This window comes from Salinicola halophilus (genome assembly GCF_003206155.1).
Classification (GTDB): domain Bacteria; phylum Pseudomonadota; class Gammaproteobacteria; order Pseudomonadales; family Halomonadaceae; genus Salinicola; species Salinicola halophilus.
Map to the genome: position 1 here is coordinate 362,551 of NZ_PZJV01000006.1, position 23,962 is coordinate 386,512.

The 23,962-nt window shown below is 67.5% G+C and carries 22 protein-coding genes; 12 read left to right on the forward strand and 10 right to left on the reverse strand.

Annotated elements, in window-relative coordinates:
- Window positions 1–83: 83 nt before the first annotated feature.
- From pyrC to DOM33_RS13525, 3 genes are all read left to right on the forward strand, one after another.
- Window positions 84–1,139, forward strand: coding sequence for a dihydroorotase (gene pyrC / locus DOM33_RS13515; RefSeq protein WP_110669817.1), 1,056 nt, complete (start codon window positions 84–86; stop codon window positions 1,137–1,139).
- Window positions 1,136–1,885 carry a carbon-nitrogen hydrolase family protein gene (locus tag DOM33_RS13520; protein ID WP_110669818.1) on the forward strand — a complete coding sequence of 250 codons (750 nt, stop codon included), beginning with the start codon at window positions 1,136–1,138 and terminating at the stop codon, window positions 1,883–1,885. Before pyrC ends, DOM33_RS13520 begins: the two co-directional genes overlap by 4 nt.
- Window positions 1,886–1,956: 71 nt before the next feature.
- Window positions 1,957–2,757 (forward strand): YrhK family protein, encoded by an 801-nt coding sequence (locus tag DOM33_RS13525; protein WP_204352680.1) that lies wholly within the window; start codon window positions 1,957–1,959, stop codon window positions 2,755–2,757.
- A gap of 4 nt (window positions 2,758–2,761) precedes the next feature.
- On the opposite strand, the gene DOM33_RS13530 is transcribed toward DOM33_RS13525, so the two are convergent.
- A complete protein-coding gene (locus DOM33_RS13530) occupies window positions 2,762–3,334 on the reverse strand; it encodes a histidine phosphatase family protein (RefSeq protein WP_110669820.1) in 573 nt (190 codons plus the stop codon).
- A gap of 111 nt (window positions 3,335–3,445) precedes the next feature.
- Between DOM33_RS13530 and DOM33_RS13535 the strand changes: the two genes are divergently transcribed.
- Window positions 3,446–4,444 (forward strand): D-2-hydroxyacid dehydrogenase, encoded by a 999-nt coding sequence (locus DOM33_RS13535; protein WP_110669821.1) that lies wholly within the window; start codon window positions 3,446–3,448, stop codon window positions 4,442–4,444.
- A 34-nt stretch (window positions 4,445–4,478) separates the two neighbouring features.
- Here the strand turns inward: DOM33_RS13535 and DOM33_RS13540 are convergent, their stop codons facing one another.
- The 3 genes from DOM33_RS13540 to DOM33_RS13550 form a co-directional block, all read right to left on the reverse strand.
- A complete protein-coding gene (locus tag DOM33_RS13540) occupies window positions 4,479–6,599 on the reverse strand; it encodes a TonB-dependent siderophore receptor (protein ID WP_110669823.1) in 2,121 nt (706 codons plus the stop codon).
- Between the two features lie 91 nt (window positions 6,600–6,690).
- Window positions 6,691–7,842 carry an ABC transporter substrate-binding protein gene (locus DOM33_RS13545; protein ID WP_110669824.1) on the reverse strand — a complete coding sequence of 384 codons (1,152 nt, stop codon included), beginning with the start codon at window positions 7,840–7,842 and terminating at the stop codon, window positions 6,691–6,693.
- A gap of 134 nt (window positions 7,843–7,976) precedes the next feature.
- Complete coding sequence (locus tag DOM33_RS13550; RefSeq protein ID WP_110670310.1) at window positions 7,977–9,374, reverse strand: aminotransferase-like domain-containing protein; 1,398 nt, start codon at window positions 9,372–9,374, stop codon at window positions 7,977–7,979.
- Window positions 9,375–9,520: 146 nt separating this feature from the next.
- Here DOM33_RS13550 and DOM33_RS13555 point away from each other — a divergent pair, with 146 nt between their 5' ends.
- The gene (locus DOM33_RS13555; RefSeq protein WP_110669826.1) at window positions 9,521–10,249 is read left to right on the forward strand and encodes an alanyl-tRNA editing protein; all 729 of its coding nucleotides are present in this window, start codon (window positions 9,521–9,523) and stop codon (window positions 10,247–10,249) included.
- Complete coding sequence (locus tag DOM33_RS13560; RefSeq protein WP_110669827.1) at window positions 10,246–10,848, forward strand: LysE family translocator; 603 nt, start codon at window positions 10,246–10,248, stop codon at window positions 10,846–10,848. The genes DOM33_RS13555 and DOM33_RS13560 overlap by 4 nt, the downstream gene beginning before the upstream one ends.
- 52 nt (window positions 10,849–10,900) lie before the next feature.
- Here DOM33_RS13560 and DOM33_RS13565 read toward each other — a convergent pair whose 3' ends face one another.
- The 5 genes from DOM33_RS13565 to DOM33_RS13585 form a co-directional block, all read right to left on the reverse strand.
- Window positions 10,901–11,461, reverse strand: a complete 561-nt coding sequence (locus DOM33_RS13565; RefSeq protein ID WP_110669829.1) for a DUF924 family protein — start codon at window positions 11,459–11,461, stop codon at window positions 10,901–10,903.
- A gap of 96 nt (window positions 11,462–11,557) precedes the next feature.
- The gene (grxB, locus tag DOM33_RS13570; RefSeq protein ID WP_110669831.1) at window positions 11,558–12,214 is read right to left on the reverse strand and encodes a glutaredoxin 2; all 657 of its coding nucleotides are present in this window, start codon (window positions 12,212–12,214) and stop codon (window positions 11,558–11,560) included.
- Window positions 12,215–12,342: 128 nt separating this feature from the next.
- Window positions 12,343–13,545 (reverse strand): MFS transporter, encoded by a 1,203-nt coding sequence (locus DOM33_RS13575; protein ID WP_162617975.1) that lies wholly within the window; start codon window positions 13,543–13,545, stop codon window positions 12,343–12,345.
- Window positions 13,546–13,671: 126 nt separating this feature from the next.
- Window positions 13,672–14,100, reverse strand: coding sequence for an organic hydroperoxide resistance protein (locus tag DOM33_RS13580; protein WP_110669835.1), 429 nt, complete (start codon window positions 14,098–14,100; stop codon window positions 13,672–13,674).
- 105 nt (window positions 14,101–14,205) lie between these two features.
- Entirely contained in the window at window positions 14,206–15,171 is a 966-nt protein-coding gene (locus tag DOM33_RS13585; protein ID WP_338053858.1) for a LysR family transcriptional regulator, read from the reverse strand.
- Between the two features lie 145 nt (window positions 15,172–15,316).
- Here DOM33_RS13585 and DOM33_RS13590 point away from each other — a divergent pair, with 145 nt between their 5' ends.
- The gene (locus tag DOM33_RS13590; protein ID WP_110670314.1) at window positions 15,317–16,390 is read left to right on the forward strand and encodes an SDR family oxidoreductase; all 1,074 of its coding nucleotides are present in this window, start codon (window positions 15,317–15,319) and stop codon (window positions 16,388–16,390) included.
- A 218-nt stretch (window positions 16,391–16,608) separates the two neighbouring features.
- Here the strand turns inward: DOM33_RS13590 and DOM33_RS13595 are convergent, their stop codons facing one another.
- On the reverse strand, window positions 16,609–17,448 hold the full coding sequence (locus DOM33_RS13595; RefSeq protein ID WP_110669837.1) for an inositol monophosphatase family protein: 840 nt from the start codon (window positions 17,446–17,448) through the stop codon (window positions 16,609–16,611).
- 254 nt (window positions 17,449–17,702) lie between these two features.
- Between DOM33_RS13595 and DOM33_RS13600 the strand changes: the two genes are divergently transcribed.
- The 5 genes from DOM33_RS13600 to DOM33_RS13620 all read left to right on the forward strand — a co-directional run bounded on the left by DOM33_RS13600 (window position 17,703) and on the right by DOM33_RS13620 (window position 23,955).
- Complete coding sequence (locus tag DOM33_RS13600) at window positions 17,703–18,926, forward strand: ATP-grasp domain-containing protein (protein ID WP_110669839.1); 1,224 nt, start codon at window positions 17,703–17,705, stop codon at window positions 18,924–18,926.
- A gap of 142 nt (window positions 18,927–19,068) precedes the next feature.
- Entirely contained in the window at window positions 19,069–21,060 is a 1,992-nt protein-coding gene (locus DOM33_RS13605) for a hypothetical protein (RefSeq protein ID WP_110669840.1), read from the forward strand.
- A gap of 983 nt (window positions 21,061–22,043) precedes the next feature.
- Window positions 22,044–22,598, forward strand: coding sequence for a Csu type fimbrial protein (locus DOM33_RS13610; protein ID WP_162617976.1), 555 nt, complete (start codon window positions 22,044–22,046; stop codon window positions 22,596–22,598).
- A gap of 41 nt (window positions 22,599–22,639) precedes the next feature.
- Window positions 22,640–23,173: a Csu type fimbrial protein gene (locus DOM33_RS13615; RefSeq protein ID WP_162617977.1), complete on the forward strand. Its 534-nt coding sequence runs from the start codon at window positions 22,640–22,642 to the stop codon at window positions 23,171–23,173.
- A 2-nt stretch (window positions 23,174–23,175) separates the two neighbouring features.
- Window positions 23,176–23,955, forward strand: a complete 780-nt coding sequence (locus tag DOM33_RS13620; protein ID WP_110669846.1) for a fimbrial biogenesis chaperone — start codon at window positions 23,176–23,178, stop codon at window positions 23,953–23,955.
- Window positions 23,956–23,962: the final 7 nt, after the last annotated feature.

A 23,962-nucleotide genomic window follows, 5' to 3' on the forward strand; every position in this document is an offset into this window, starting at 1 on the left:
GCGAGGCGAACGCCACGGTCGGGCCGGCGCGCTCTGGTATCATGGCGGGCGGATTGTTCCCCACCCGCCGTCAGGAGCCCTCGATGACCGCCTCGCCCGATACGCTCACCCTTCGCCGCCCCGACGACTGGCACCTGCACCTGCGCGACGGCGAGATTCTCCCCGCCGTGCTGCCCTACACCAGCGCGACCTTCGCCCGCGCCATCGTCATGCCCAACCTGGCGCCGCCGGTGACCACGATCGAGGCGGCGAGCGCCTACCGCGAGCGCATCCTCGCCGCGCTGCCCGCGGGGCACGACTTCACCCCGCTGATGACCTGCTACCTCAACGAGAGCGTCAGCGCCGAGACCCTCGAGCGCGGCCATCGCGACGGCGTCTTCACCGCGGCCAAGCTCTACCCGGCCAACGCCACCACCAACTCCCAGCACGGCGTGAAGCGCATCGGTGACGTCTACCCGCTGCTGGAAACAATGCAGCGCATCGGCATGCCGCTGCTGGTCCACGGCGAGGTGACCCGCAGCGAGATCGATATCTTCGATCGCGAGAAGGTCTTCATCGACGAGGTGATGAGCGACATTCGCCGCCGGTTCCCCGAACTCAAGGTGGTCTTCGAGCACATCACCACGAAAGACGCGGCCCAGTTCGTGCTCGAGGGCGACGAGTTTCTGGCCGCCACGCTCACCCCGCAGCACCTGGCGCAGAACCGCAACGACATGCTGGTCGGCGGCATTCGCCCGCATCTCTACTGCCTGCCGATCCTCAAGCGCCAAGAGCACCAGCGCGGCCTGCGTGAGGCCGTCGCCAGCGGCCACCCGCGCTTCTTCCTGGGCACCGACTCTGCGCCTCACGTTACCGCCGCCAAGGAGACCGCCTGCGGCTGCGCCGGCGTCTTCAACGCCGAGGCCGCGCTCTCGGTCTACGCCGACGTCTTCGAGCAGGAAGGCGCGCTCGAACACCTCGAGGCGTTCTGCTCGGAGAACGGCCCGCGCTTCTACGGCCTGCCGCTGAACGAGGGTACGGTCACCCTGACGCGCCGGCCGACGCCGGTGGCCGAGTCTGTGGGCGAGGGCGACAGCACCTTCGTGCCCTACAAGGCGGGGGAGTCGCTGACCTGGCAGGTAGCCCGGAGCCCGGCATGACGGCGCCCGTACTGGGGCTGGCGCAGATCGGGTCGGTGGCGGGTGACGTCGAGGCCAATCTTGCGCGCCATCTCGAAGTCGTCGCTGCCGCGGCCCGTGCCGGCGTCACGCTGCTCGTCTTCCCCGAGCTGTCGCTGACCGGCTACGAGCCCGCGCTGGCGGCGGGGCTTTCGTTCACGCCGGACGCCCCCCGCCTGGCGCCGCTCGTCGCGGCGGCAGCGGGGCATGGTATCGGTATTGTCGCGGGGCTACCGCTGAAGGGCGTCACGCGGCCCCGAGTGGGCGCGCTGATCGTCTCCGCCGACGGTGAGGTCTCGACCTATGCCAAGCGCCATCTGCACCCGGGCGAAGAGGCGGCCTTCGAGCCCGGCGAGGGGGACTGTCTGCTCGCGCTCGGCGACGAGCGCATCGCCATCGCCGTCTGCGCCGACACCAACGCCCCCGAGCACGCCGAGCGCTGCGCCGCACTCGGCGCCACGGTCTACCTCGGCGGCGTGCTCATCACCGAAGGCGGCTACGCCGCCGACACCGCCCACCTCGCCCGCACCGCGGCACGCCACGACTGGCTGGTCGGCGTCGCCAACCACAACGCGCCTTCCGGCGGTATGGCGGCGATCGGCCGTAGCGGTTTCTGGAACGCGGACGGCAAGCTCGTCACGGCCGACGGCGCGGACAGCCTCGTCATCGCGACTCGCGACGATGCGGGCTGGCAGGCACGAGTCGAGTCGTTGTGCGATCGCTCGTGACGACGTGAGGCTGGCGTGAACGCGGTCGAACCCCCACGCTTTCGGCCCCGATGTTCCGTGGAAACCGACTCATGCCCCATCTCTTTACCAACCGACCGCGTGCCGCGCGACTCAAGCGAAGCAACCCCGATCTGCGCAAGGAGATGTGGTGGGAGGGCGTCAACGCGCTGCTCTACGAACTCGGTGGCGTGCTCTTCGTCATCGGCAGCGTACTGTTCTTCCCCTCGCTGGAGCCGTGGAAGGACATCGGCGCCTGGCTCTTCTTCGTCGGCTCGCTGGTCTATCTGGTGGTCCTCGCCCACGACATGATCGAGGTGCGGGAGTTCTGGATGAAGTCCCGCACGTCGCCGTCGCGGCTGCTGGAGATCGTCTCGCTGTGCGCCTATACGCTCGGCACGCTGCTGTTCACCGTGGGCAGCCTGTTCTTCCTCTCCTGGTGGCACTGGATCGTCGCCGGCGCCTGGTGTTTCGTCATCGGCTCGCTGTTCTTCGTCTTCGGCGCGAGTCTCAACGTGCTGATGATCATCCGTGCCTCGTCGCTGATGACGCTGCAGCTGATGAATCTCACCGCGGTGATGTTCGTCACCGGCTCGGTGCTCTTCGTCGTCGCTTCCGTGCCCTATCTCTGGTCGCTGGAGGAGGTCTCCAACCGCGCCCAGATGCTCGGCTTTCTCGCCTGGCAGTTTCTGATCGGCAGTGCGCTCTTTCTGATTGGCGGACTCTTCAATCATCAGCGGGCGCGGCTGGTGATCCGGCATCGCATCGGGGCCACCACCGAAGACGAAGAGGCAGACGAGCGCCTGCTCGCCTTCATGCGCGGCGAGATCAACGAAGAGGACTACCGCACCCGCTATCCGGTGCCGCCGGGCTGAGCGCTCATCGTGTGCTGGCGTCTGGCGCCGTGAAGGGGCGGATGTCCCAGCGCTCTCTGCCCTCGGGGGCGATCAATAGCGCCACGGCATTGCTCGAGCGCGGCCCCTCGGGAGAGCCGGTGGCGATCCAGCGCAGCGCGCGAACGAGGCCGGAGTGGCCGACGATCAGCGGCCGCTCGGCCTCGTTCAGCGCATCGTTCAGCCCCGCGACGAGGCGTGCGACGAACGCCGCCCAGGATTCGCCGCCGACGGGGGTGTCGAGATAGGGCAGCCGCGCGGGAATCGGCTGGCCCTCGAACTCGCCCCAGTGGCGCTCCATCAGCCGCGCATCGAGCCGATCCGGCGCCCGCCCGAGCGCGATCTCCGCCGTCTCCCGGGCGCGCACCAGCGGGCTTGTGACCGTCAGCGACCAGTCGATATCGCCCACGAGCGCATGGGCGAGTCGTGCCTCCTCCCGGCCGCGCTCGGTCAGCGCGACGTCCTGCTGGCCGCCGATGCGGCGCTCCTGATTGCGGGTGCTCTCGCCGTGACGCAGGAAGACGAAGGGGCGGCGGATCAGCGCCGGCGGCTGGGGCATGGCAGAGGCTCCGTGAGCGTGGGGTTACATCCAGGCTAGCGCGATACCCCGATTTGTCGCCTCCCTCATGCCGCGGCACACTGCCAGGGCTCCCACTGTCGAGGATTTCGCATGACCCACCGTTCGGCGCCGCTTCGCATCCACGTCTTCACCGACCCGGATTTTCGCCAGTCGCCCGCGTTCGCCGAGTCCCGCGTCGCGGCGGCGCTGGCGGCCTTCCCCGAGCTGGCGCCGCGGGTGACGGTCGAGGTCAGCCGTGATCTCGCGACGCTCGAGGCGGCGCTTGCCGAGATCGAGGTGCTGGTGGTGGTGGGCAAGCTGGAGCTCGTCGAGCTGGCGGCGCGGGCGCCGAAGCTCGCCTGGATTCACATCACCAGCGCCGGGGTGGATCGCGTACCGCTCGATCGGCTGCCGCCGACGGTGCGGGTGACCAATGCCAAGGGCAATCACGACGCGCGGGCACGGGAGTTCGCGATGACCGCGCTGCTGATGCTCAACAATCAGCTGCCGCTGTTCGCTACTCAACAGCGCGAGCAGCGCTGGGCGCAGACGGCGCTGGCGCCGATCGACGGCAAGACGGTGGTGATTCTCGGCATGGGCGCGCTGGGCAGCGCCGCCGCCCGGGGCGCCCGCCAGCTCGGTCTGCGCGTGGTCGGCGTCAGCCGCGCCGGGCGCGAGCACGACCTCGCCGATGTCAGTCTGCCGCAGAGCCGCTTGAAAGAAGCGCTGGCCGAGGCCGATTTCCTGCTGATCACCCTGCCGCTGACCGCCGAGACGCATCACGCAGTGGACGCCTCGGCGCTCGATGCCATGCCCGAGCGCGGCGGGGTGATCAACATCGGTCGCGGACCGGTGCTCGATGTCGCGGCGCTTGCCGAGCGGCTCGAGGACGGCCGGCTCGGCGGCGCGGTGCTGGATGTCTTTCCCGAAGAGCCGCTGCCGGCGTCGTCGCCCTACTGGACGACACGCAACCTGATCGTCACGCCCCATAGCGGCCTCTATGACGCCGACTACGCCCCGCGCTGCCTGCGTGCCTTCTTCGCCAACGTCGAGCGCTACCTGGCCGGTGAGGCGCTGGAAAACCGCGTCGACCCGGCGCTGGGCTACTGAGCCGAGCGGGGGCACCTGGCGTTGCGCCTCATGCCTAGAACGTCACGCCGGCGCGAAGTGCCACCTCCATTGGCTCACCCACGACGAGGCGAGTATCGCCGCCGCTCGACGGGTAGTAGGTGGTATCGAACAGGTTCTTCACGTCGAGCTGCAGGTGAGTGTTGTCCCCCAGCCAGCCGTTGTCCCAGGCGATGAAGGCGTCGGCCACAGTGTAGTCATCCAGCGTGAAACTGTTGGCATCGTCGCCCTCGCGCTCGCCGACGTAGCGCACGCCACCGCCGATGCGCCAGCGGCCATAGTCCGGGTCCACGGGCAGCGTCTGCGCCAGTCGCAGCGACGCGGTATGCCGCGCCACGTTGGGCAGCGCGTTGCCTTCGGTGCTCCCTTCGCCATCGTCGAGGATCTCGGCGTCGGTATAGGCGTAATTGGCGAGCAGCGCGAGGCGCTCGGTCAGCTGACCCTGCAGGGCGAGCTCCACGCCCTGGGAGCCGCTCCTGCCGATCGCCCGCGAGACGCCATTGTCGGCGACCACGACGTTCTCCTTGGTGATGTCGAACCACGCCAGCGACGCTTCCAGCCGGTCGTCCAGCAGCCGGCGCTTGAGACCGAGCTCCCAGCCGCGACCCTCTTCCGGGTCGAAGGTCCGGCCGCTGTCGCTGTCCGGTGAGTTGGGGACGAACGACTCGCTGTAGCTGGCATAGACCGAGGTCTGCGGGTCGAGTCGATAGAGCAGGCTGGCGTGGGGTAGAAAGACCGTGTCGTCGGTATCGCTATTCACCTCGAAAGGCCGGCCCTGACCGCCATACTGCTCGGTGGCCTGGTAGCGGCCGCCGAGCCCCACGATCCAGCGCTCACCGAGATGAATGTTGTCGTCGACGTAAGCGGCGGTGCTGTTGATCTCGTCGAGACGATGACTGCGGCGGGTCTGGTAGGTAGCGCCTTCGATGTCGAGATCGCCATAGCGGGGGGAGTCGACGGAAATCGTATCGGTGGCGCCGCGATAGCGATCGGCGAGGTAGTCGCGGCGGCGTTCGTGATCCATCCCGAGCGTCATCTCATGGCGGGTGCCGGCCAGTGTCACATCGCCGAGCAGCTCGGCGGCGGTATAGATCACGCGACGATCGAAGCCGTGATTGGCATCCGCTCGCCGGGTGGCGGTGCCATCCTCGTCGACGCTCAGCACCCGCGGCTGACCGTCGTCATACTGGCGGCGGTTCCAGCCGTAGGTGAGTCGGCTGGTCCAGTCCGGTGTCAGGTCCTGTTCCCAACGTGCGGTAAACGACTGATCGTGACCCTCGACGCCGGACCAGTCTTCATCCAGCCGGCGGTGGCGCGGCACGTCGATCGGCTTGCCGTCGACGAAGGCGGTCCCGCGATCGAGCACCCGATCGTAGTCGCGGTACTCGTAGGCAAACCAGAGGCGGGTGTCGTCACGTTCCCAGGTCAGAGACGGTGCGATGACAGTCTGGCGGTCGCTGCCGAAGTTGCGCCAGTAGGTTTCGTCCTGCTGGCCGACGATGAAGCGGAAGGCGGCACCGGTCTCGCCCAGCGGACCGGTGACATCGACGCTGGCACGGCCGCCGCCGAAGGAGCGGGTATTGCCGCTGATGTGGCGCTGCCAGGTGTACTGCGGCTTCTTGCTGACCAGATTGATCACTCCGCCGGGCTCCTGGATCCCGTAGCGAAACGACCCGGGGCCCTTGAGCACTTCGACACGCTCGGTGGTAAAGAGCGGGAAGGTGTTGCGAGGCTGGCGAATGCCGTCACGCAGAATCGAGCCGTCGCTGTTGCTGCCGAACCCCCGTTTGACGAAACCCGCCTCGGTGCCGCCCATGGTGTTGGCCTGGGTCACGCCGGGAATGTAGGCCATGGCATCGGTGAGAGAGTCGGCGCCGATATCCGAGAGCAGCTGGGGCGTGATCGCATCGACGGTGCGCGCCTGATCGAGGAAGTCCGTGGACCGGCCGGTGACCATGTCGGAGGCCCCGGGTCGATAGCCCTCGGCTGTCGTGCCGAGTCGGTCGGCGGTGACCGTGATCGACGTCAGGGCGGAGGTGTCGGTGGTCTCGGCGCTCGCCGAGACGGGCACGGCGAGCGGAAGCAGCAACAGTGTCGCGCTGAGCGGGACGGGGCGGATAAGGCGGAAGAGCCGCATGGGTCATATCTCTTGAATGTGCCGCGTCAGCGGGCTGGGGTCACGGCGTTAGAGCCGGTTTGTCGGTGGGGCGGCCGGCGACACACGCGCGTCAGCGGGTATCGGATGCTGCGGGGTACGTCGTCTGGAACGTACCGTCGGTCGCGATGGGCAGCTCGCTCGTGAACAGCGCGTCCTGGGTCGCCTGCGGGTCCAGGGCCGCACACTGCCGCGGATGGAGCCAGCGGGCGATCGTCTGAAGCGCAATGGCGGCGAAGGGCCCCTGGTGGTAACCGTGCCAGAGCGCGTGAAAGCGACCGTCGGTCACCGCGGAGAGCGTCGGCCAGCCCGGTCGGCGGGCGACGACTTCGGCCATGTCGCGGTGGGTGGTGTTCACCTCGACGCCGAACCCGGCCCGGATAGAGCCTCCCTGTGACCACCCGGCGGCCGTGGCGACGATGACATCGGGATTGCGGGCCAGAATCGCCTCGGGGTTGAGCACGTTCTCGCTGCCCGGGGAGAGCCCGGCGGCGATGTTGTCACCGCCGGCCCGCTCGACCAGATCGGCCAGTCCGGTATCGAAGTTGCTGCGACAGCAGTCGGTCTTCAGCCCCGGGGCGATATCGATCAGCACGCTGGGGCTCGCCGTGACGCTATCGACGCAGTCGTCGACGGCCTCGATGGCTGCCTGCAGCCGTCGTGTCAGGGCCGCGGCGCGGGGCTTGGCATCCAGTACGTCGCCGAGTAGCGCCAGCGAGGGCACGGTGTCGGCGAGTGGGTGGCGCTGGAAGTCGATGAACACCACCGGAATGCCCAGTGCCTCGAGTTGGTCGAGCAGCGGCGAGTCGTGCAGATCCGGGTAGCGGGCAAGATTGGTCACCACCAGGTCGGGCGACAGCGTCAGCAGCGACTCCGCGCTGAGCGGAGCGTTGCCGTGGCCGAGCGACGGCAGGGCGTCGAGTTCGGGGAAAGCGTCGGCGAAGCGCGCCTGCGCCTCGCTGTCGAAGCGTGAAAGCGACCCTCGCCACCCGCTCATCCGCGCGACCGGGTTCGGAAGCAGCGTCGCCAGGGCGAGGAGATGGCGGGGATCATCGAGAAAGAGTCGCCTGGGTGGCGCATCGAGCGTCACTTCACGCCCGGCAAGGTCGGTCACGGTCAGAGGGAAGCCTTCGGCGTGTGCGGCTGGCGCTGCCCACACCGAAACCATCGTGGCCAGCAGCAAGCAAAGACCCAGAAAGCGATACCGATCTTGCAAAGCAGGCATGTCGATTCTTCTAGTTGATTAAAAAGAATCATTATCATTTGAGGGGTTTTCCCGGTCAATGCCCTGGTGGCGCTTTCCGCGGACTGTTGCCGACGCGCGGCAGGGCTTCCCCTCGTGGCCTCGCGTCTCGACGGTCAGAGCGTCTCCCACAGCAGCGGATCGGGGTCCCCCAGCGTGTCGACGAGAGTGTCCAGTGCGCTCTCCAGCGCCTCGCGACTCTCGGCGGCGCTGATACAGAGTCGGATCGCCTGGGGGGCGCTGACGCTGCCGAGGCAGAAGCTCTCGGCGCTGCTGACGACGACCCGGCGCCGCTGCAGCTGCTCCACCACGTGGCTCGAACGCAGATCCGGCGGTAGCGGCAGCCAGAGGTAGAAACCGCCGCGCTGACCGCGGGGACGAAACGCCGCCAGCCGCGCCATGGCACGGTCGAAGCGCCACGCCAGCTCCTCGCGTTGCCAGGCGATCAGGGCATCGGCGTCACCGCTGTCGATCCAGTGCGCGACCACCATCGGCATCAGCGGCGGCGGCATCCAGCACTGCGCTCTGAGCGCCGCGGTCAGGCGCGGGCGCGCCGCTTCGGGCGCATGCAGCGCACCGACCCGTAGCCCGCCGCCGAGCAGCTTGGATACCGAGAACAGCGTGATCGTGCATTCCGGGGCCAGCCGGTAGAGCGGCGTGTTCGCCTCGCCCGGCAGATCGGGATAGATGTCGTCCTCGATCAGCCAGAACTGCCGCTCGCGAGCGAGCGCCACCAGCGCCTCGCGGCGTGCCTCGCTGAGCCGGCTGGTGGTTGGGTTATGGCAGTCCGGCATGACGTAGAGCGCCCGGAACGGCTGTTGCTCAAAGGCCCGCGCCAGCGCCTCGATGTCGATGCCATGGTCGTCGAACGGCACCGCCACCCCTTTCAACGAGAGCTGCGACAGCGCACTCACCAGTCCCGGATAGGTGAGCTGCTCTGCCGCCACCCGTTCGCCGGGGGCGAGCAGCGCGCTCAAGGCAAGGTGAATACCGTGCATGCCACCCTGATCCATGAGCAGATTCTCCGCCTCGACGGGCCGGCCGAGGCGGGTGAGCCAGCCGGCCAGCGCCTGCACCTGCCACGTCTGCCCGGTCTCGGGTTGATAGTCGACGCCGGCGCGCAGCGCCGCTGGTTGGCCGGCGATCGCCTCCAGCGCCCGCGCCAGATTCTGGGATCGGCGCGGCGAAGGCGGCGGCGTGGCGTGGCTGAGGTCGATCAGGTCGGGCTGGCGCGGCTGTTCGAAGATCGTGTCGAAGGTGCTGGATCGGACCGACGTGTCACGCACGTAAGTCCCGCTGCCGACACGGGCACTGACCGCCCCCTGCTGTTCGGCTAGCGCGTAGGCGCGGGTCACCGTGCCGACGGTGACGCCGAGTGCGTCGGCCAGACGCCGCTGCGGCGGCAGCTTCGTTCCCGGCTCGAGCTCGCCGCGTGTCGTGGCGTCGACGATGGCATCGGCGAGCTGGCGATAGCGCGGGCCGTAGCCCGACAGCGTAGGCATCCAAATTGTCATGGTGACAAAAATCCCGTTGACCCGAAAATTGCGACGGTTATGCTCGAATCTTCGGCGGTTGGCGGTATCGATGCCACTATTGTATGCATACAATTACGGGGTCGTCACCTGTCCGCTGCCTCTATCGATTTTCAGGAGACGATTCGATGTCCACCACGCTGGCATTTCGCGACAGCCCCTACGCTCACGAGCAGACCGCCACCGTCACGGCGGTGGGTAGCGACGGCGTGGTGGTCACCGACAGCACGATCTTCTACCCCCACGGCGGCGGTCAGCCCGGCGACAGCGGCGTCTTCGTCACCGCCGATGGCCGCGAGATACCGGTCGAGGATACCCGCAAGGGGGAGGCGGGCGCGGTGCATCACCATCTCGCTGCCGATCACGGCCTCGCCGTGGGTGACGTCGTCACCCAGCGCCTCGACTGGTCGCGGCGCTACGCCCACATGCGCATGCACACCGCGCTGCACCTGCTGGCGGTGGCGATACCCCACGGGGTCACCGGCGGCAGCATCGGCGCCGAGCGCGGGCGACTGGATTTCGACCTGGGCGAGGTGACGCTCGACAAGGCCGAGGTCGCGGCGCAGCTCACCGCGCTGGTCGATGCCGACCATCCGGTCTTCAGCGAGTGGATCAGCGACGCCGAGCTCGACGCCAGCCCGGCGCTGGTGAGAACGATGTCGGTGGCACCGCCCCGCGGCGCCGGCGAGATCCGCATGGTGCGCATCGGCGACGTCGACTATCAGCCCTGTGGCGGCACCCATGTTGCCTCGACCGTGGAGGTCGGTGCGCTACGCGTGGCAAGTATCAAGAATCGCGGTGCGCGCAATCGCCGGGTCACGCTGGTGTGGGACGAGACGCCGGAGGAGCAATCATGACCTCGCTCGCCTGGTGGTTGTCGCTGACCCTCTTCGCCGCATCGATGACCGGCTCCCCGGGGCCTAACAATGTGATGCTCACCGCCTCCGGCGCGCTCTACGGCTATCGGCGTACCCTGCCGCACATCTTCGGCATCATGGCCGGCGGCTTCGTGCTCTTCCTGAGCGTCGCCCTCGGCCTGGGTGCGCTGTTCGAGCGCTATCCGCTGATCCAGCAGAGTCTCAAGGTGGTGGGCGCGGTCTATCTGCTCTACCTGGCGTGGAAGATCGCCAGCGCGCCGCCGCCGGATCTTGCCGCGCGCGAAGGGGCGCGGCCACTGACGGCCTGGCAGGCGGCGGCCTTCCAGTTCGTCAACCCGAAGGTATGGGTCATGGGCATCGCGCTGGTGGCGGGCTTTCTGCCCCATGAAGGGCCGCTCCTCCTCAACGCCACGGTCCTGGCGCTGGTCATGGAGGGGGTGGCGTTTTTCTGCATCTCGTTCTGGGCGGGCTTCGGCATGGCGATCGGCCGGCTGCTGACCACGCCGCGGGCGTGGCGAATCTTCAACGTGGTGATGGGCCTCGCCACCGCGGCCTGCGTCGGATTCATCGTCCACTGACCCGATCGAGCGCCGGATACGGCCGGAGCGCGCTAGACCCCGACCGCCAACGCTAGAACGACGACCCCGGCTGACGGAGAAATTCGACCTCTGCCGGGGTCGATTCGCGATCGATGATCGCGTTGCGGTGCGGGTAGCGGCCGAAGCGCTCGAGAATCTCGCGGTGGCGCTGCTCGTAGCGCAACTCCTTCTCCATGCCCGGCTGGGCGAACAGCTCGAGCGCGCGGTCGTGATCGGCGAGCGTTTCGCTGTGCATGAACGGCATGTAGGCGAACACGCGCCGCGGGGTGGGTAACCGCGCATCCCCGCCGCGGTCGATCAGCGCCTTGGCGAGCGAAAGCGCCAGCGGGTCCTGGGCGAACGCCGCGGGCGTATCGCGGTAGACGTTGCGCGAGAACTGATCGAGCACGAGGATCTCCGCCACCCTGCCTTCGGCGCCGATGCGCCAGGCCTGGCACTCGCCGCGGCCGGCCGCCGCCAGCGTATCGCCGAAGCGCTCGGCGATGGTTCGATCGAGCGCCGGGTCCTTCTTGAACCACTGCTTGGGCGCGAGCTCCTCGAACCAGAAAGCGAGCACGTCGGCGGGGGTAGCGAGGCGAGCGGAATCGGGCATGGGGTGTCCTGCCGGGAAGCGAGGGGCGAACGGCGGCCACTACGGCTCAGGGGCCGCCCGTCCGCGGGATGATGGGAACCGACGAGCGCTTCGCGGTCAGGTGGCTTCGATCGGCTCGTCATGCAGCGGCACGCGAGAGAGCTTCGCCATGGCGCGGCGGTAGGCGTCTACCGTCTCGGGATACTTCACGCCCTCGACCAGCGAGAGGTGACGCAGCACCGGGTAGAGCGCGATGTCATCCAGCGAGAGCACCTGATTGACCGCCTCCGGCGACTGGATCAGCGGCTCCAGCTCGTCGAGCCAGCGGGTGAGGTCGTTGAGCAGCTCTGGCGTGCGCTCGCGCAGCGCGTCGAGGTCGCCCAGCATCTCGGCGTGCTTGTCGCGAAACTGCTGCGCCGCCTCCGGGGTGGCGAGCTCGCCCAGCGGCGCCTCGGCCGCGCGTGGGGCGAAAAGCGCGGCGATCGTGCCGCTGGCGGCGCTCACCCAGCGCTCGATGTCCGGGTTGCGCGGGCCGTCCATCACCTTGACGCCTTCGGCCTCGGCATCGATGCCGCGCACGATCGCCTGGCTGTCGGCGAGCGTACCGCCGTCGTCGAACTCGAGAATGGGGACGGCCTTCTCGCCCACCAGTCGCGTCGGCGTTTCGACATCGTCGAACAGCAAGGTCTGCACGTCGACGGGCACGTCGCGCAGCCCGAAGATCATTCGCGCGCTGGCGCTGAACGGGCAGTGATCGTAGATATAGAGACGCATGCGGTCCTCCCTGACTGTGAGGCGAATAAGCGCTGAGGCGAACAAGCGATGATGCGCTCAACGCGGATGCGCCTCTGAGCGTAGAAAACCTGACCGCCGCTTGCCGCAGAAAACGTCACCCCCGGCGCTCAGCCGGGCAGCGTCTGGCGGTCGCGGCGACGAATCTGCCAGGCGAAGGCGAAGCCCACCGGCAGCACGCCGAGGGCGGCGATGATGAGCGTCGGCGCGGTACCGTAGAGCGCGATGATCGCGCCGCCGACGCCGGTCCCGAGCGACTGGCCGGTGAAAAAGGCCGTGGCGAACAGCGACACCGCCGCCCCGCGCCGCTCGGGCGCCATCTGGGTCGCGGTGGTCTGCAGCGTGTTGTGCAGCATGTAGAACCCCAGCCCGAAGCCGTAGCAGCCGATCACCGCGACCAGCGGCGTGGGGCGCAGGCAGATCGCCATTAGCGCCAGCGAGATCAGCACCGCCCCCAGCCGACACAGGCCGCTCTCGCCGAGCCGGGGCACGAGCTGACGCGCCAGCAGGGCGAAGCTCAAACCGCCGAGGGCGAAGGCCGAGAGAATCAGCCCCGCCTCGGCCAGCGGCAGGCCGCCGGCGAGGTGCAGGTGGCTGGCGACGAAGGCGAAGCCGCAGAAGACCGCCGCCCCCTCGCAGAACACGCTGATCAGCACCACCCGCGGCCAGGGCTGGGTCAGCACATGGCGCAGGCTGACGGTGAGCGCCTCCCGCTCGCGGCGCTCAGGGCGCTCCCGACGCCCGGCACGCAGCCACAGCAGACTCCCGGCGAGGGCGAAGAGCAGCGTGTAGGCGAGAAACGGCCACTGCCACCAGCTCTGCTCGGCGGCCAGACCGCCGAAGGTCTGACCGCAGGCGAGACCGGCGATCTGGCCGATCAGAAAACGCGCCAGCACTGCCTGCCGCTGTTCGTAGGGCACGTTGTCGCCGATCCACGCCATCGCCAGCGGAATCACCGCCGCACAGCCCACGCCCGCCAGCATGCGCGCCGCGATCAGCGTCGCAAGACTCCCCGACAGCGCGCAGAGCAGGCTCGCTACCGCGGCCACCATCGAGAACAGCGAGATCACCCGCAGCTTGCCGTAGCGGTCGCCGCTCGGCCCCAGCACCAGCTGCAGGCAGCCGTAGACGATGGCGAAGGCGGTGATGGTCCAGGAGGCGGCGGCAAGCGTGGTGGTGTAGACCTCCGCGAGCCGCGGCAGCATCGGGTCGAGAATGCGCTGCGTCGCCGACGCGCAGAAAGCGGTCATCGCCAGCAAGACGATGGTTGGCCACGGGGTCGGGCGGGCGGTGGAAGACGTGGGGGTGGTCACGGGGGACGGTCCGGATGCAGTCGAGAGAGGAGGGTGATATTAGCACCCGAATCGACGCCGTCGCGGGAAGGGAAAATCAGGCGTCCGCCGCGATTCGTGCGCGGCGGACGCCGGTACCGGCGGTTTTTACACCTCGACGTTAAGGGTCACGTCGATATTGCCGCGGGTGGCGTTGGAGTAGGGGCAGACCTGATGCGCCTTCTCGACCAGCGCCTCGGCCTGCTCGCGATCCATGCCCGGCAGCTTCACCGTCAGCGCCGCCTGGATGCCGAAGGCGTCACCCTGGGGGCCGATGCCGACTTCGCCCTGAATCCGGGTGTCGTCGGGCAGCTTGGCGTTCTCTTTCGAGGCCACCAGTTTCAGCGCGCCGATGAAGCAGGCCGAGTAGCCGGCGGCGAAGAGCTGCTCCGGGTTGGTGCCCTCACCGCCGGCGCCGCCGAGCTCCTTGGGCGTGGAGAGTTCGAGATCGAAGGCGCCATTGTCGGCGGTAGCACGACCGTCGCGGCCGCCGGTGGCAGTGGCGTTGGCACGGTAGAGAACTTTGTCGAGTGACATGCTGTTGCGCTCCTGTCGTGGGGAAGGGGGTGAACGATACCGCAGTGAGTTCAGAACGTCGGCGGGCCGATCGCCAATGAGCTTCTTCTATCGCCTGGATGCGCGTCACTCGTTCGGAGGTGGCTCGCGGGCCTCACGCCAGCGATCCCAGGCGGGGACGGGCGACAGCACGGTCTGCAGATAGTCGACGAAGGCCCGCACCTTGCGCGTTCGCAGCCGCCGCTCGGTGGTCAGCACGTGGAGATCTCGGCGTCCGGGGACGACCTCGCTGCGCCACGCTTCCAGCAACGGGGTCAGTTCGCCCCGGGCGAGCGCGTCACTGACGAGCCAGGTGGGAAACAGCACTACGCCTTGGCCCATGAGGGCGGCCCGCAGCAGGCTGCCGGCGTCGTTGCTGTAGAAGTTGCCGGTGACGTCGAAGGGCGTCGCCGCCGGCTGCGTCGATGCCTGGAAGTACCAGCGCTGGCGGCCCATCTCGCCCTGATAGAGCAGGCAGTTGTGCTCGGCGAGCGCCTCCGGACTCGCGGGTTCGCCGTGCGCTCGAAGATAGTCCGGCGCCGCGGCGACCACGTAGTTCATGGGAGCGAGCCGGCGCGCCACCAGCGAAGAGTCCGCGAGATCGCCGACCCGAAAGGTGATGTCGTGCCCTTCGCGTACCGGATCGACGACGCGGTCGCTCAGCTGCAGCTCGGCGGTGATGCCCGAGTGCTGGCGCTGGAAGCGATTGAGCAGCGGCACGATTTGATGCTGGCCGAAAGCCACGGGGGCGTTGATCCGCAGCGCGCCGCGGGGCTCGGTGTCCGGCGACGCCAGCGCCTCTGTCGCGAGATCGAGCCGCTCGAGGATCTCGCGCACTTCGTCGTAGTAGCGCTCCCCCGCCTCGGTGAGGCTGACCGCGCGGGTATGCCGGTAGAGCAGCGGCTGGCCGAGTGCGCTCTCCAGCGCACCGATCTGGCGCGAAATGGAGGAGACTGCGCGGTGAAAGTGGTGGGCCGCGGCGGTGAAACTGCCGGTGGCGGCGACCCGCTCGAAGGTGCGTAGCGCGTTGAGATCCAGCGTATCGAGCGACATCGAGTTGCGCCCCGTGCAATGAAGATTTGTGAGGCTTTCGATTGTAGCAACTTGAATGCGCTACCAGACTGCTGGCATCGACTCGGCGTTCACCGAGTGGCTCATTCATCTCTCGACAGAGCATCCCTCGACAGGAGAAGTGATCATGCGTAAAGGCACTGCACTCGTCGTCGGCGCCACTGGCATCACCGGCGGCAATCTGGCGTCCTATCTGGTGGCCAGCGGCTGGACGGTCTACGGGCTCTCGCGCCGCGCCACCGAACAGAGCGGGGTGATTCCGGTCGCCGCGGATCTGCTCGACAAGCCCGCCACCGAGCAGGCGCTCGCCGGGCTGCCGATCACCCACGTGTTCTACTGCACCTGGATTCGCCGCGACAACGAGAAGGCCAACGTCGAAGCGAACAGCCAGATGATGCGCAACCTGTTCGCCGGGCTCGAGTCGGCGCCGGTGGAGCACGCCTCGCTGGTCACCGGAACCAAGCAGTACCTGGGTTCGTTCGAGGCCTACGGCAGCGGGCGCATCGAGACGCCGTTCCGTGAATCCGAGCCGCGCGTTCCCGGTGACAACTTCTACTACGCGCTGGAAGACGAGCTGTTCGCGGCCGCCGAGCGCCAGGGTTTCGCCTGGAACGTGCACCGTCCGCACACCGTGATCGGTTACGCCCGCGGCAACGCCATGAACATGGGCACCACGCTCGCCGTCTACGCCTCGATCTGTAAGGAGACCGGCCAGCCGTTCGTCTATCCCGGCTCGCAGACGCAGTGGAACGCGCTCACCGACATGACCGATGCGCTGGTACTGGCCCGCCAGATGGAGTGGGCCGCGACCACGCCGGGCGCCGCCAACCAGGCGTTCAACACCGTCAACGGTGACGTCTTCCGCTGGCGCCGGATGTGGCAGGAGATCGGCGAGTACTTCGGTCTAGCGGTCCAGGGCCCCGAAGCCTCGGACGACCCGGAGACGATGCAGCCGCTGGAAAACCAGATGGCCGGTGCGGAGTCCACCTGGCGCGAGATCGCCGAGAAGCACGACCTGGTCGAGCCGGACGTCGACAAGCTCGCCTCCTGGTGGCACACCGACGCCGACCTCGGTCGCGATCAGGAGTGCGTCAACGACACCACCAAGTGCCGCGACTTCGGCTTCGATCACTTCCGCGAGACGCGCGGCGCCTTCTTCGACCTGTTCGATCGCCTGCGCGCCGAGAAGATCATTCCGTAACCCGGTCTGAGGGATCGTGGCTTGATCGGCAGCGGGTTGTTCTCGACGGCCCGTTGTGACCGATGACGCGTTCTATCGATGGCAGGTTTCATCGATGACAGGTTCTATCGATGAGAAAAAGAAAACCGGCGCCTCCTCGGCGCCGGTTTTTTTCGTGTCGAGCTCGTCGTCGAGACTTGGCGTTCGACCTCGCTGACCGGTGTCGACCGCGGCTCGCCTCAGATCAGGAACGCAAACTTCTCCCGCAGCTGTTCCCAGTGCGCCCGCGAGCCGGCGGCGAGCACCGTGCCCTGATGAATCGTCGGCCGGTACGGCGTGCCGTCGAGCAGCGCCGAGTAGCCGCCGGCCTCGGCGTGGATCATCAGCCCCGCGGCGTGATCCCACGGCATCAGCTTGCCGGTGAGCATGAAGTCGACGAAGCCGAACGCCATGGTGCGGTACTCGTGACAGGCGCAGCCGAAGGCCATCATGCGCTGAAAGTCGGGGAAGGTCGCCGCGAGCTGATACTGCTGCGGCTTGGGGAAGAGCCGAATCGAGGTGGAGCCGACCATGGCGTCGAACGACCCGGTCTGGGCGACTTCGAGGCGGCGCTCGGTGCCGTCGGGGCGGCCGAACCAGGCGCCTTCGCCGCGACGGGCGACGATCCAGTCGTCCGCCATCGGGTCGTAGAGCAGCCCGAAGATCGTTTCGCCGAAGCTCGTTGCCGCCAGAATCACGCCGAACTGGTTGAGCCCGCGGGCGAAGTTCCAGGTGCCGTCGACCGGGTCGATGATCAGCGCGAGTTCGGCGCCGGCGATGGCCTCGAGCGAGGCGCTGCCGTCCGCCACCGCTTCCTCGCCGATCACCGTGGCCTCCGGCAGCCACTCGTGGATCGCCGCGGTCATCATGCGCTCGGCGCCCTGGTCGGCATCGGTGACCAGATCGTCCGGCGCGCTCTTCGAGCGAATCGCCTCTTCGGAGAGATTGCGAAAGCGCGGCAGGATCTCGGTCTTCGCCGCGTCGCGCACGATCTCGATGAGTCGCTGCTGCTGATCGAGGGTAATGGCTCTGGCAGGCATGGGTCGCTCCCGGGTGCGTGAGGCTCAAGAATGCGTGAGGCTCAAGGGTAGCACCGGGGCGAGGGCGTTTCGCCGTTGGCGCTGCGGGATTCACCATCGGAAACGCCTGAATTGCCGACCATTTTTCTGTGCCGATTGTGCCGGCATTTGTCAGGAATTCGTCGCAAAATACGCAGTTGCGTCTGACTCGAGCCGGGTGGCCGACTACACTGGAGCGACGACGCGCGTTCATTCGTCACTCCGTGAGGTATTACATGAACAAGAATCCCGATAAAGGTTACATCGCTCTGCTGGGCTGGAGCCTGGGCGCCGTGGAAGCGGCCGAGAACTTCGATCGGCGCTACGTCGTCGTCGCGCCGCCCTGGGCCGAGGAGTACTGCAAAGAGCACTCGATCCCCTATCTCTCCTGGGATTTCGAGCGCCTCAACGATCGTTCCATGGAGATCGCCGAGACGCTGCGCGACATGGGTGTCGACGCCGCGGTACCGCTCTACGAGGAGACGGTGGAGTGGGCCGGGGCGATCAACTCGGTGCTGATGCAGAACCCGCGGCTGCACGGTCAGGCGGTCCTCTTTCGCGACAAGGCGCTGATGAAGCGCCGCGCCCAGCTCGGCGGCATCCGCGTGGGCATATTCGAAGAGGCCCACGAGAAGAGCGACGTGGTGCGCTTTTTCAAACGCGTGAACCAGACCCTGCTCAAGCTCGACGGCGACCCGGACGACCCGATCCACCTCAAGGCTTTCGACAAGGCGGGCTGTCTCGGCCACCGGGTGATTCGTTCGCCGGACGAGATCGAGCAGATTTCCGACAGCGAGTATCCGCTGCTGATGGAGAGCCATCTCGACGGCTGGGAGTTCGCGGTGGAGGCGTGGGTCTGGGACGGCAAGATCCAGTTTCTCAACATTTCCGAATACGTGACGCTGGGCTACTCGGTGTTCGTCCCGGCAACGCCGGAGCTCGAGCGCTACCGTGAGCAGATCACCCGCCAGATCGAGCTTCTGATCCACACCTTCGATATTCGCTTCGGTCAGATTCATCCCGAGTACTTCGTGACCTCTGATGGCACCATGTACTTCGGCGAGGTCGCTTACCGCCCGCCGGGCTTCAAGGCGTTCGAGCTGATCGAGCGCGCCTACGGTTTCAACGCCTATCAGGCCTCGATGCTGGTCTTCGACCCCAAGGCCACCGCCGAGGAAGTCGAGGCGTTCTTCCCGGAAGAGGTCACCGGTGCCAAGGGCCACGCCGGCTGCTTCGGCGTCTATCCGCGCAAGCGCGTGGTCAGCCGGCTGGAGATTCCCGCCGAGACCGAGCAGCACCCCTACTTCGACTTTCACGAGCTGACGGCGCCGCTGGAGGCGACGGTGACCAAGCGCACCGCGTTCGGCACCCACTGGGGGCTGATGTTCTTCTTCGGCGACGACCCGCACCAGCTGCGCGATCTGCTCAAGCACCAGGAGTCGCTGGATTTCTACGTTTGAACCGACTTTTCGGTTTGAATGGATTTCCGGGTGTGAATGGATTTCCGGGTTTGAGTGGCAATACGCTTGAGCGGCCAGCAGTGGCCGATCAGCCGGACGCCGCCCGTCGGGCGGTGCCGGATCACGGCCCCAGGAGAGCGTGATGTCGTCGCAAACGGATGACGCGACCGTGAAGTCGCGATTGGACGGGCTGCTCGTGCAGCTCGACGGTGCGCTCGAGACGCTCGAGCACGCCCCCAGCGTCGGGCGGGCGAACCGCCTGACTCGACTCTTCGACAGCGCCCGGCGCGTGATGCTCGAACCCGGCGGCTGTGCCGCGCTGGAGGCACGCACGCCGACTCTCGAGCGCGCCGGGGTGTTCGCGGGCTCCGACTGGGCCGAGCCGCAGCGCCTGCTGCCGACGCTGACACCGCAGGCGCTGGGCAGCGCGCACGCCGACACCGTGGTCATCGAGTCGCTCAGCGAGCTGCGGCTGATGGCGGTGGCGAAAGGCGCGTACGTTCATCCGCTGATCGCCGCCGAGCAGGCGCATCACTACCTGACCCAGGTGCTGGCGCTGAACCTCTCGCGGCTGTTCGGCATGGGCGGCGAAGCCGAGCGCGAGACCCAGGGGCGCCTGGCCGAGGTACCGCGGGCGCTGTGTCAGTATCTCGCCGAGCGCGTGGGCTACGAGTTCATCGTCGACACCATGGTCGACGAGATCTGGCGGCTGCTGGCACAGCGCCCCCTGCTGACCGCGCCCATCGCCGAGATGATCACCCAGATCGCACTCTGCCAGGCCGATCCGGCGATTGATCTCGGCGCCAGCGGCCAAGGAGCGGCAAGGCTGGTCAGCAGTCTCTTCGGCCCGACCCAGGCGTGCCGCGAGGACCCGGGCGTGGCGGTCTACGCCGAGCGGCTGGCGGCGATGGATACCCTGGGACTGCAGCAGGAAGCCACCGGCATGGCGCGGGCGATGCACGATACCGGGCTGGTATCGGCCTATCACCCGGTGCTGCTGCGCCATCTGCTCGATCACGGCGACCACCTGATCAGCGAAGCGCTGGGGCTCTCGACCACCGGACGCGACTGTCTGCTCTGCTACCACCAGCTGGTCCGCGCGCTGATCGATGGCGTGGCGAGCCCGGCGGCGCCGCAGGGGGTCTACGGGCTGGCGCTGCTGCTCGAGCGCGGCATCCTCTATCAGCCGCCTTTGGCCCCGGCGCTCTGGCGTCAGCTCGCGCTGCCGCTGAGCGACTTCGCCTGTCAGCGGCTGCGGCTCGCCTACGGCGAGGGCGCCACGCCACAGGCCTTCCTCCTCTCCGGCGTGCTCGGCATGCTGGGGCTGCCCTTCGGTGTGGGGCAGGGCAACAACCCGACCTGCCAGTCGGCGCGGGCGCTGTCGATGTGGGCTTACAACGACCCGGACTACCTGCTGCAGATGGTGGCGTGGGCGGCGCGGGACGACGAGATCGTGATGTCCTTCGAGGGGAGCCCGATCTCCTCGACGGATACGGGGGCCGGTCTCGCCGCGAACATGACGCTGGATCTCGACCCGGTGTCGCTGCTGGTCGTACCGCATCTCGACCGTATCTACGCCGAGATGGGTCGACGCTGCAGCGAGCGCGAGGGCGACCCGCACCGCTGGATCAACCCCGAGTTTCACGGCTGGTGGGCGGGCCGCGGCTTTCACATCAGCGTGAACGTCGCTACCGGCAACATCGACGACCCGGAAACGTTCTACCGCCACTTCTACGCGGCCTATCACCCGCTCTACAACGGCAACCAGCCGCTGGTGCATCCGCAGCCGGCGGGCATCGCGGCCACCGACAGCGCCGGGCGCTTCGTCGGCTGGCACGCCATCACCATACTGCGTGCCGCCCTCGGCCCCGACGACGTCATGCGGATCTACTTCTTCAACCCCAACAACGACAGCGGTCAGGACTGGGGCGACGGCGTCCTCGTCGGCACCGAGGGCAACGGCGAACGCTTCGGCGAAGCCTCGCTGCCCTTCGTGCAGTTCGCCTCGCGCCTCTACATCTTCCACCTCGACCCGCAGGAAGGGGGTATTCTGGCCGCCGTTCCCGACGCCGAGCTGGAGACGGTGCTGGGCTATCTGCGGCGCAGCTGGGGCGAGGCGCGGCTGAGCGCCTGACACCTAACCAACCAGCCAGCCACACAACCAACCGAGCGAGCGCCACACGCGGCCGTCGTGGCGCTCGTCCGGTTGTCTCGAACCGCTGCTGTCTTTCTCTATGCCCGCGCCCTACGCCCTGTCTTCCGACAGCGGGTCGGGGCTAGCCGCTAGCTGCCTGCCGTTCCTGTCTTTACCGGCCCCACTGGCGGGGCGTTTTCTCGTCGACGCCACCCTGCGCGTCGGCGATCCGACTCATGCCCATGCCCATGCGCTGACGCGCTGTCGTGCGTCGGTGCGCTTCGGTGACATGGCGCGGTCGGCGCCACCTCGCGTCCCCCTGCCGGATGCCGATGGACGTCCGCAAGCGTGAGCGACGTCGACGGCAATTCGACGTCGTCTTTCGGTCGATGGGTCCTGGAATAAGGTTAATTATGCTTAATTAACCTGCTACTAAATCGCCCAAGCCGCAGGATAATTAAGGACTTACCGAAAAAGTATGAGAAGAGTGATTGTCAATCGCGCGAAATAGCGCTTTTAAAGGCTATTCCAATTGTTTTTAATGCGGGAATGCGGTGCTAGATTGCCGCCATCCACCCCGGCCATTGGCCTGCCATCAGTCTCAATCTCGGCGATCGGCCCACTATCGTGCGTCTATCGGGTCAAAAGAAGCGAAGAAGTGTCATTCTGGCCGTCGATGAGTGTTTAGCCGATTAAGTATTTTAGCGGTTACTAATCAGCGTAGTCACCAGCGGCGGGTTGAAAGTTAACGTAGGTCAAAGTTAATCCAGTTCAAGATTAACTCGTTTCAAAATTAACCCAGTTTAAAGTCACGTTGTTTCACGTCGACGCAGTGCCGTCGATCGAACCGTCACGCCGATGCTCAGGGTGGTGGCGCGAGATCGAGCGACGAGAACTGCAAGACCTGCCACGCCGACCGTCGACCGATGCGTTCGCATCCGAGATGCCGGCCTCTGCCAACTGCACTCCAGGAGTTCACGGCAATGACCACTCAACGGTATCTCGGCATCGCACTCGCCACGGTAATGGCGGCCAGCGTTTCCTCCCAGGCCCTGGCGCAAGCGGCGGGCCAGAGCGTGACGGGGACGATCGACGTCACCCTCGAACTCACCGCGGCATGTCGTATCAACGGCATCGAGGAGACCAGCGGGCTCGACTTCGGTCTGCTCGATTTCGGCACCCAGACCACGCTCTTCGAGGACACCAGCAGTGAAGTGCAGAGCGACGGCAGCGCGATCAGCGTGATCTGTTCGCCGGAGACCACGCCGTCGGTGGCGATCAGCGGCGGCAGCTACGACGAAGAGTCCGATGCGGGCAACGTTCACGCGCTCAGCAACGGCACCAGCTTCGTGCCCTATTCGCTCTATACCGACGCCGATCACACTCAGCAGATCACTCTGGGTCAGGACCTGCCGCTCGCCGGAACCCCCGACGGCGTCAATCCGCAGACTCTGAGTCTCTACGGCCGTGCCGTGGGGCGTGACGGCCTGACCCCGGGCACCTACAACGACACCCTGAACGTCGTCCTCTCGTTTTGAGACCGAGCGCCCGCCCGGCGCTCGCGCTCGGTCGGGCGCTCATGGCTTTCATGACCCCGGGCGCGGCGCGGGTCGCGCTCGTCACACTCGCCACTGCGCTGATGGCGCCTGGCGCGCTGGCGCAGACGCCGCAGCAGTCGTTTCAGGTCGCCGCGCGGGTGACCGAGGGCTGTCTGATCGGCGCGGCGGCGGGCGGGGCAGCCCCGCTCGGCCGGCTGGATTTCGGCACCGCATCGGCGCTCTCGGAGGCGACCCTCACCAGCGCCGTGGTCCAGACCGGCGGCGTGAGCCTCGAGTGCACGCCCGGCCTGGCACTGACGATGCGCGTCGGCGGCGGCCTCAATCCCAGCGGCGGGGCGCGCTACCTGACCCACGAGGGCGGCGGGCGGCTGGCCTACGCCCTCTTCGCCGACGCTGGCCTGGGCCGGCGTCTGGATATCGACCAGCCGATGTCGTTCGTGCTGGGTACCGGCGTCTCCCGCGTCACGCTGCCGCTCTACGGGCGGCTGACGCTACCGGAGAGCGCCGCCGCCGGGACCTACACTGACCGACTGACGGTCACGCTGGAGTGGTAACGATGCCGAAGATCCCTGCTATCGCCCGGCGCGCGCCGGGGCGCATTCATCCTCGACGTCTCGTGTTCGCCATCCTCGGGATGGCGCTGGCGGCGCTTTCGACGAGCGCCTCGGCGGCGAGCCTGCTGCTGTGGCCGGTGCATCCGGTCTTCGAGGCGGACGAACCCGCCGCCGCTCTCTGGATCGAGAACCGCGGCGAGAGCACGGCGTGGCTGCAGGTCCGTGTGGTCGGCTGGGAGCAGCAGGACGGCGAAAACCGCTACCCGGCGCAGCAGTCGGTGGTCGCCAGTCCGCCAATGCTCGAGGTCGGCAGCGGCGAGCGGCATCTGGTCCGTCTGGTACGCCAGGTGGCCACCCCGGCGGGCACCGAGCAGGCCTGGCGCATCATTCTCGACGAGATTCCCACGCTGGAGAACCGCGGTGCGACGGACGAGCCCAAGGCCGGCGTCAATCTGCAGATGCGCTACTCGCTGCCGCTGTTCAGCCTTGGCGAGGGGCTCGCCGACGCTGACGAGACGGGCGACGATCTGCGCTGGCGCCTCGTCGACCGCAATGGCGCGACGCAGCTCGAGATCAGCAACCGGGGCGAGCGCCACGTGCGGCTGACGCAGGTCGTCGGCAGCGGCTCCCGCGGCGACACGACGATCGCCCAGGGCCTGCTCGGCTACGTACTGCCGGAAAGCACACAGCGCTGGCCGCTGCCCGACGGCGTCGATATCGACAGCCTGACGGCCAAGCTCAACGGGCAGGCCCCGGTCACGCTCGTTCGCGATGGCAACTGAGACCCGC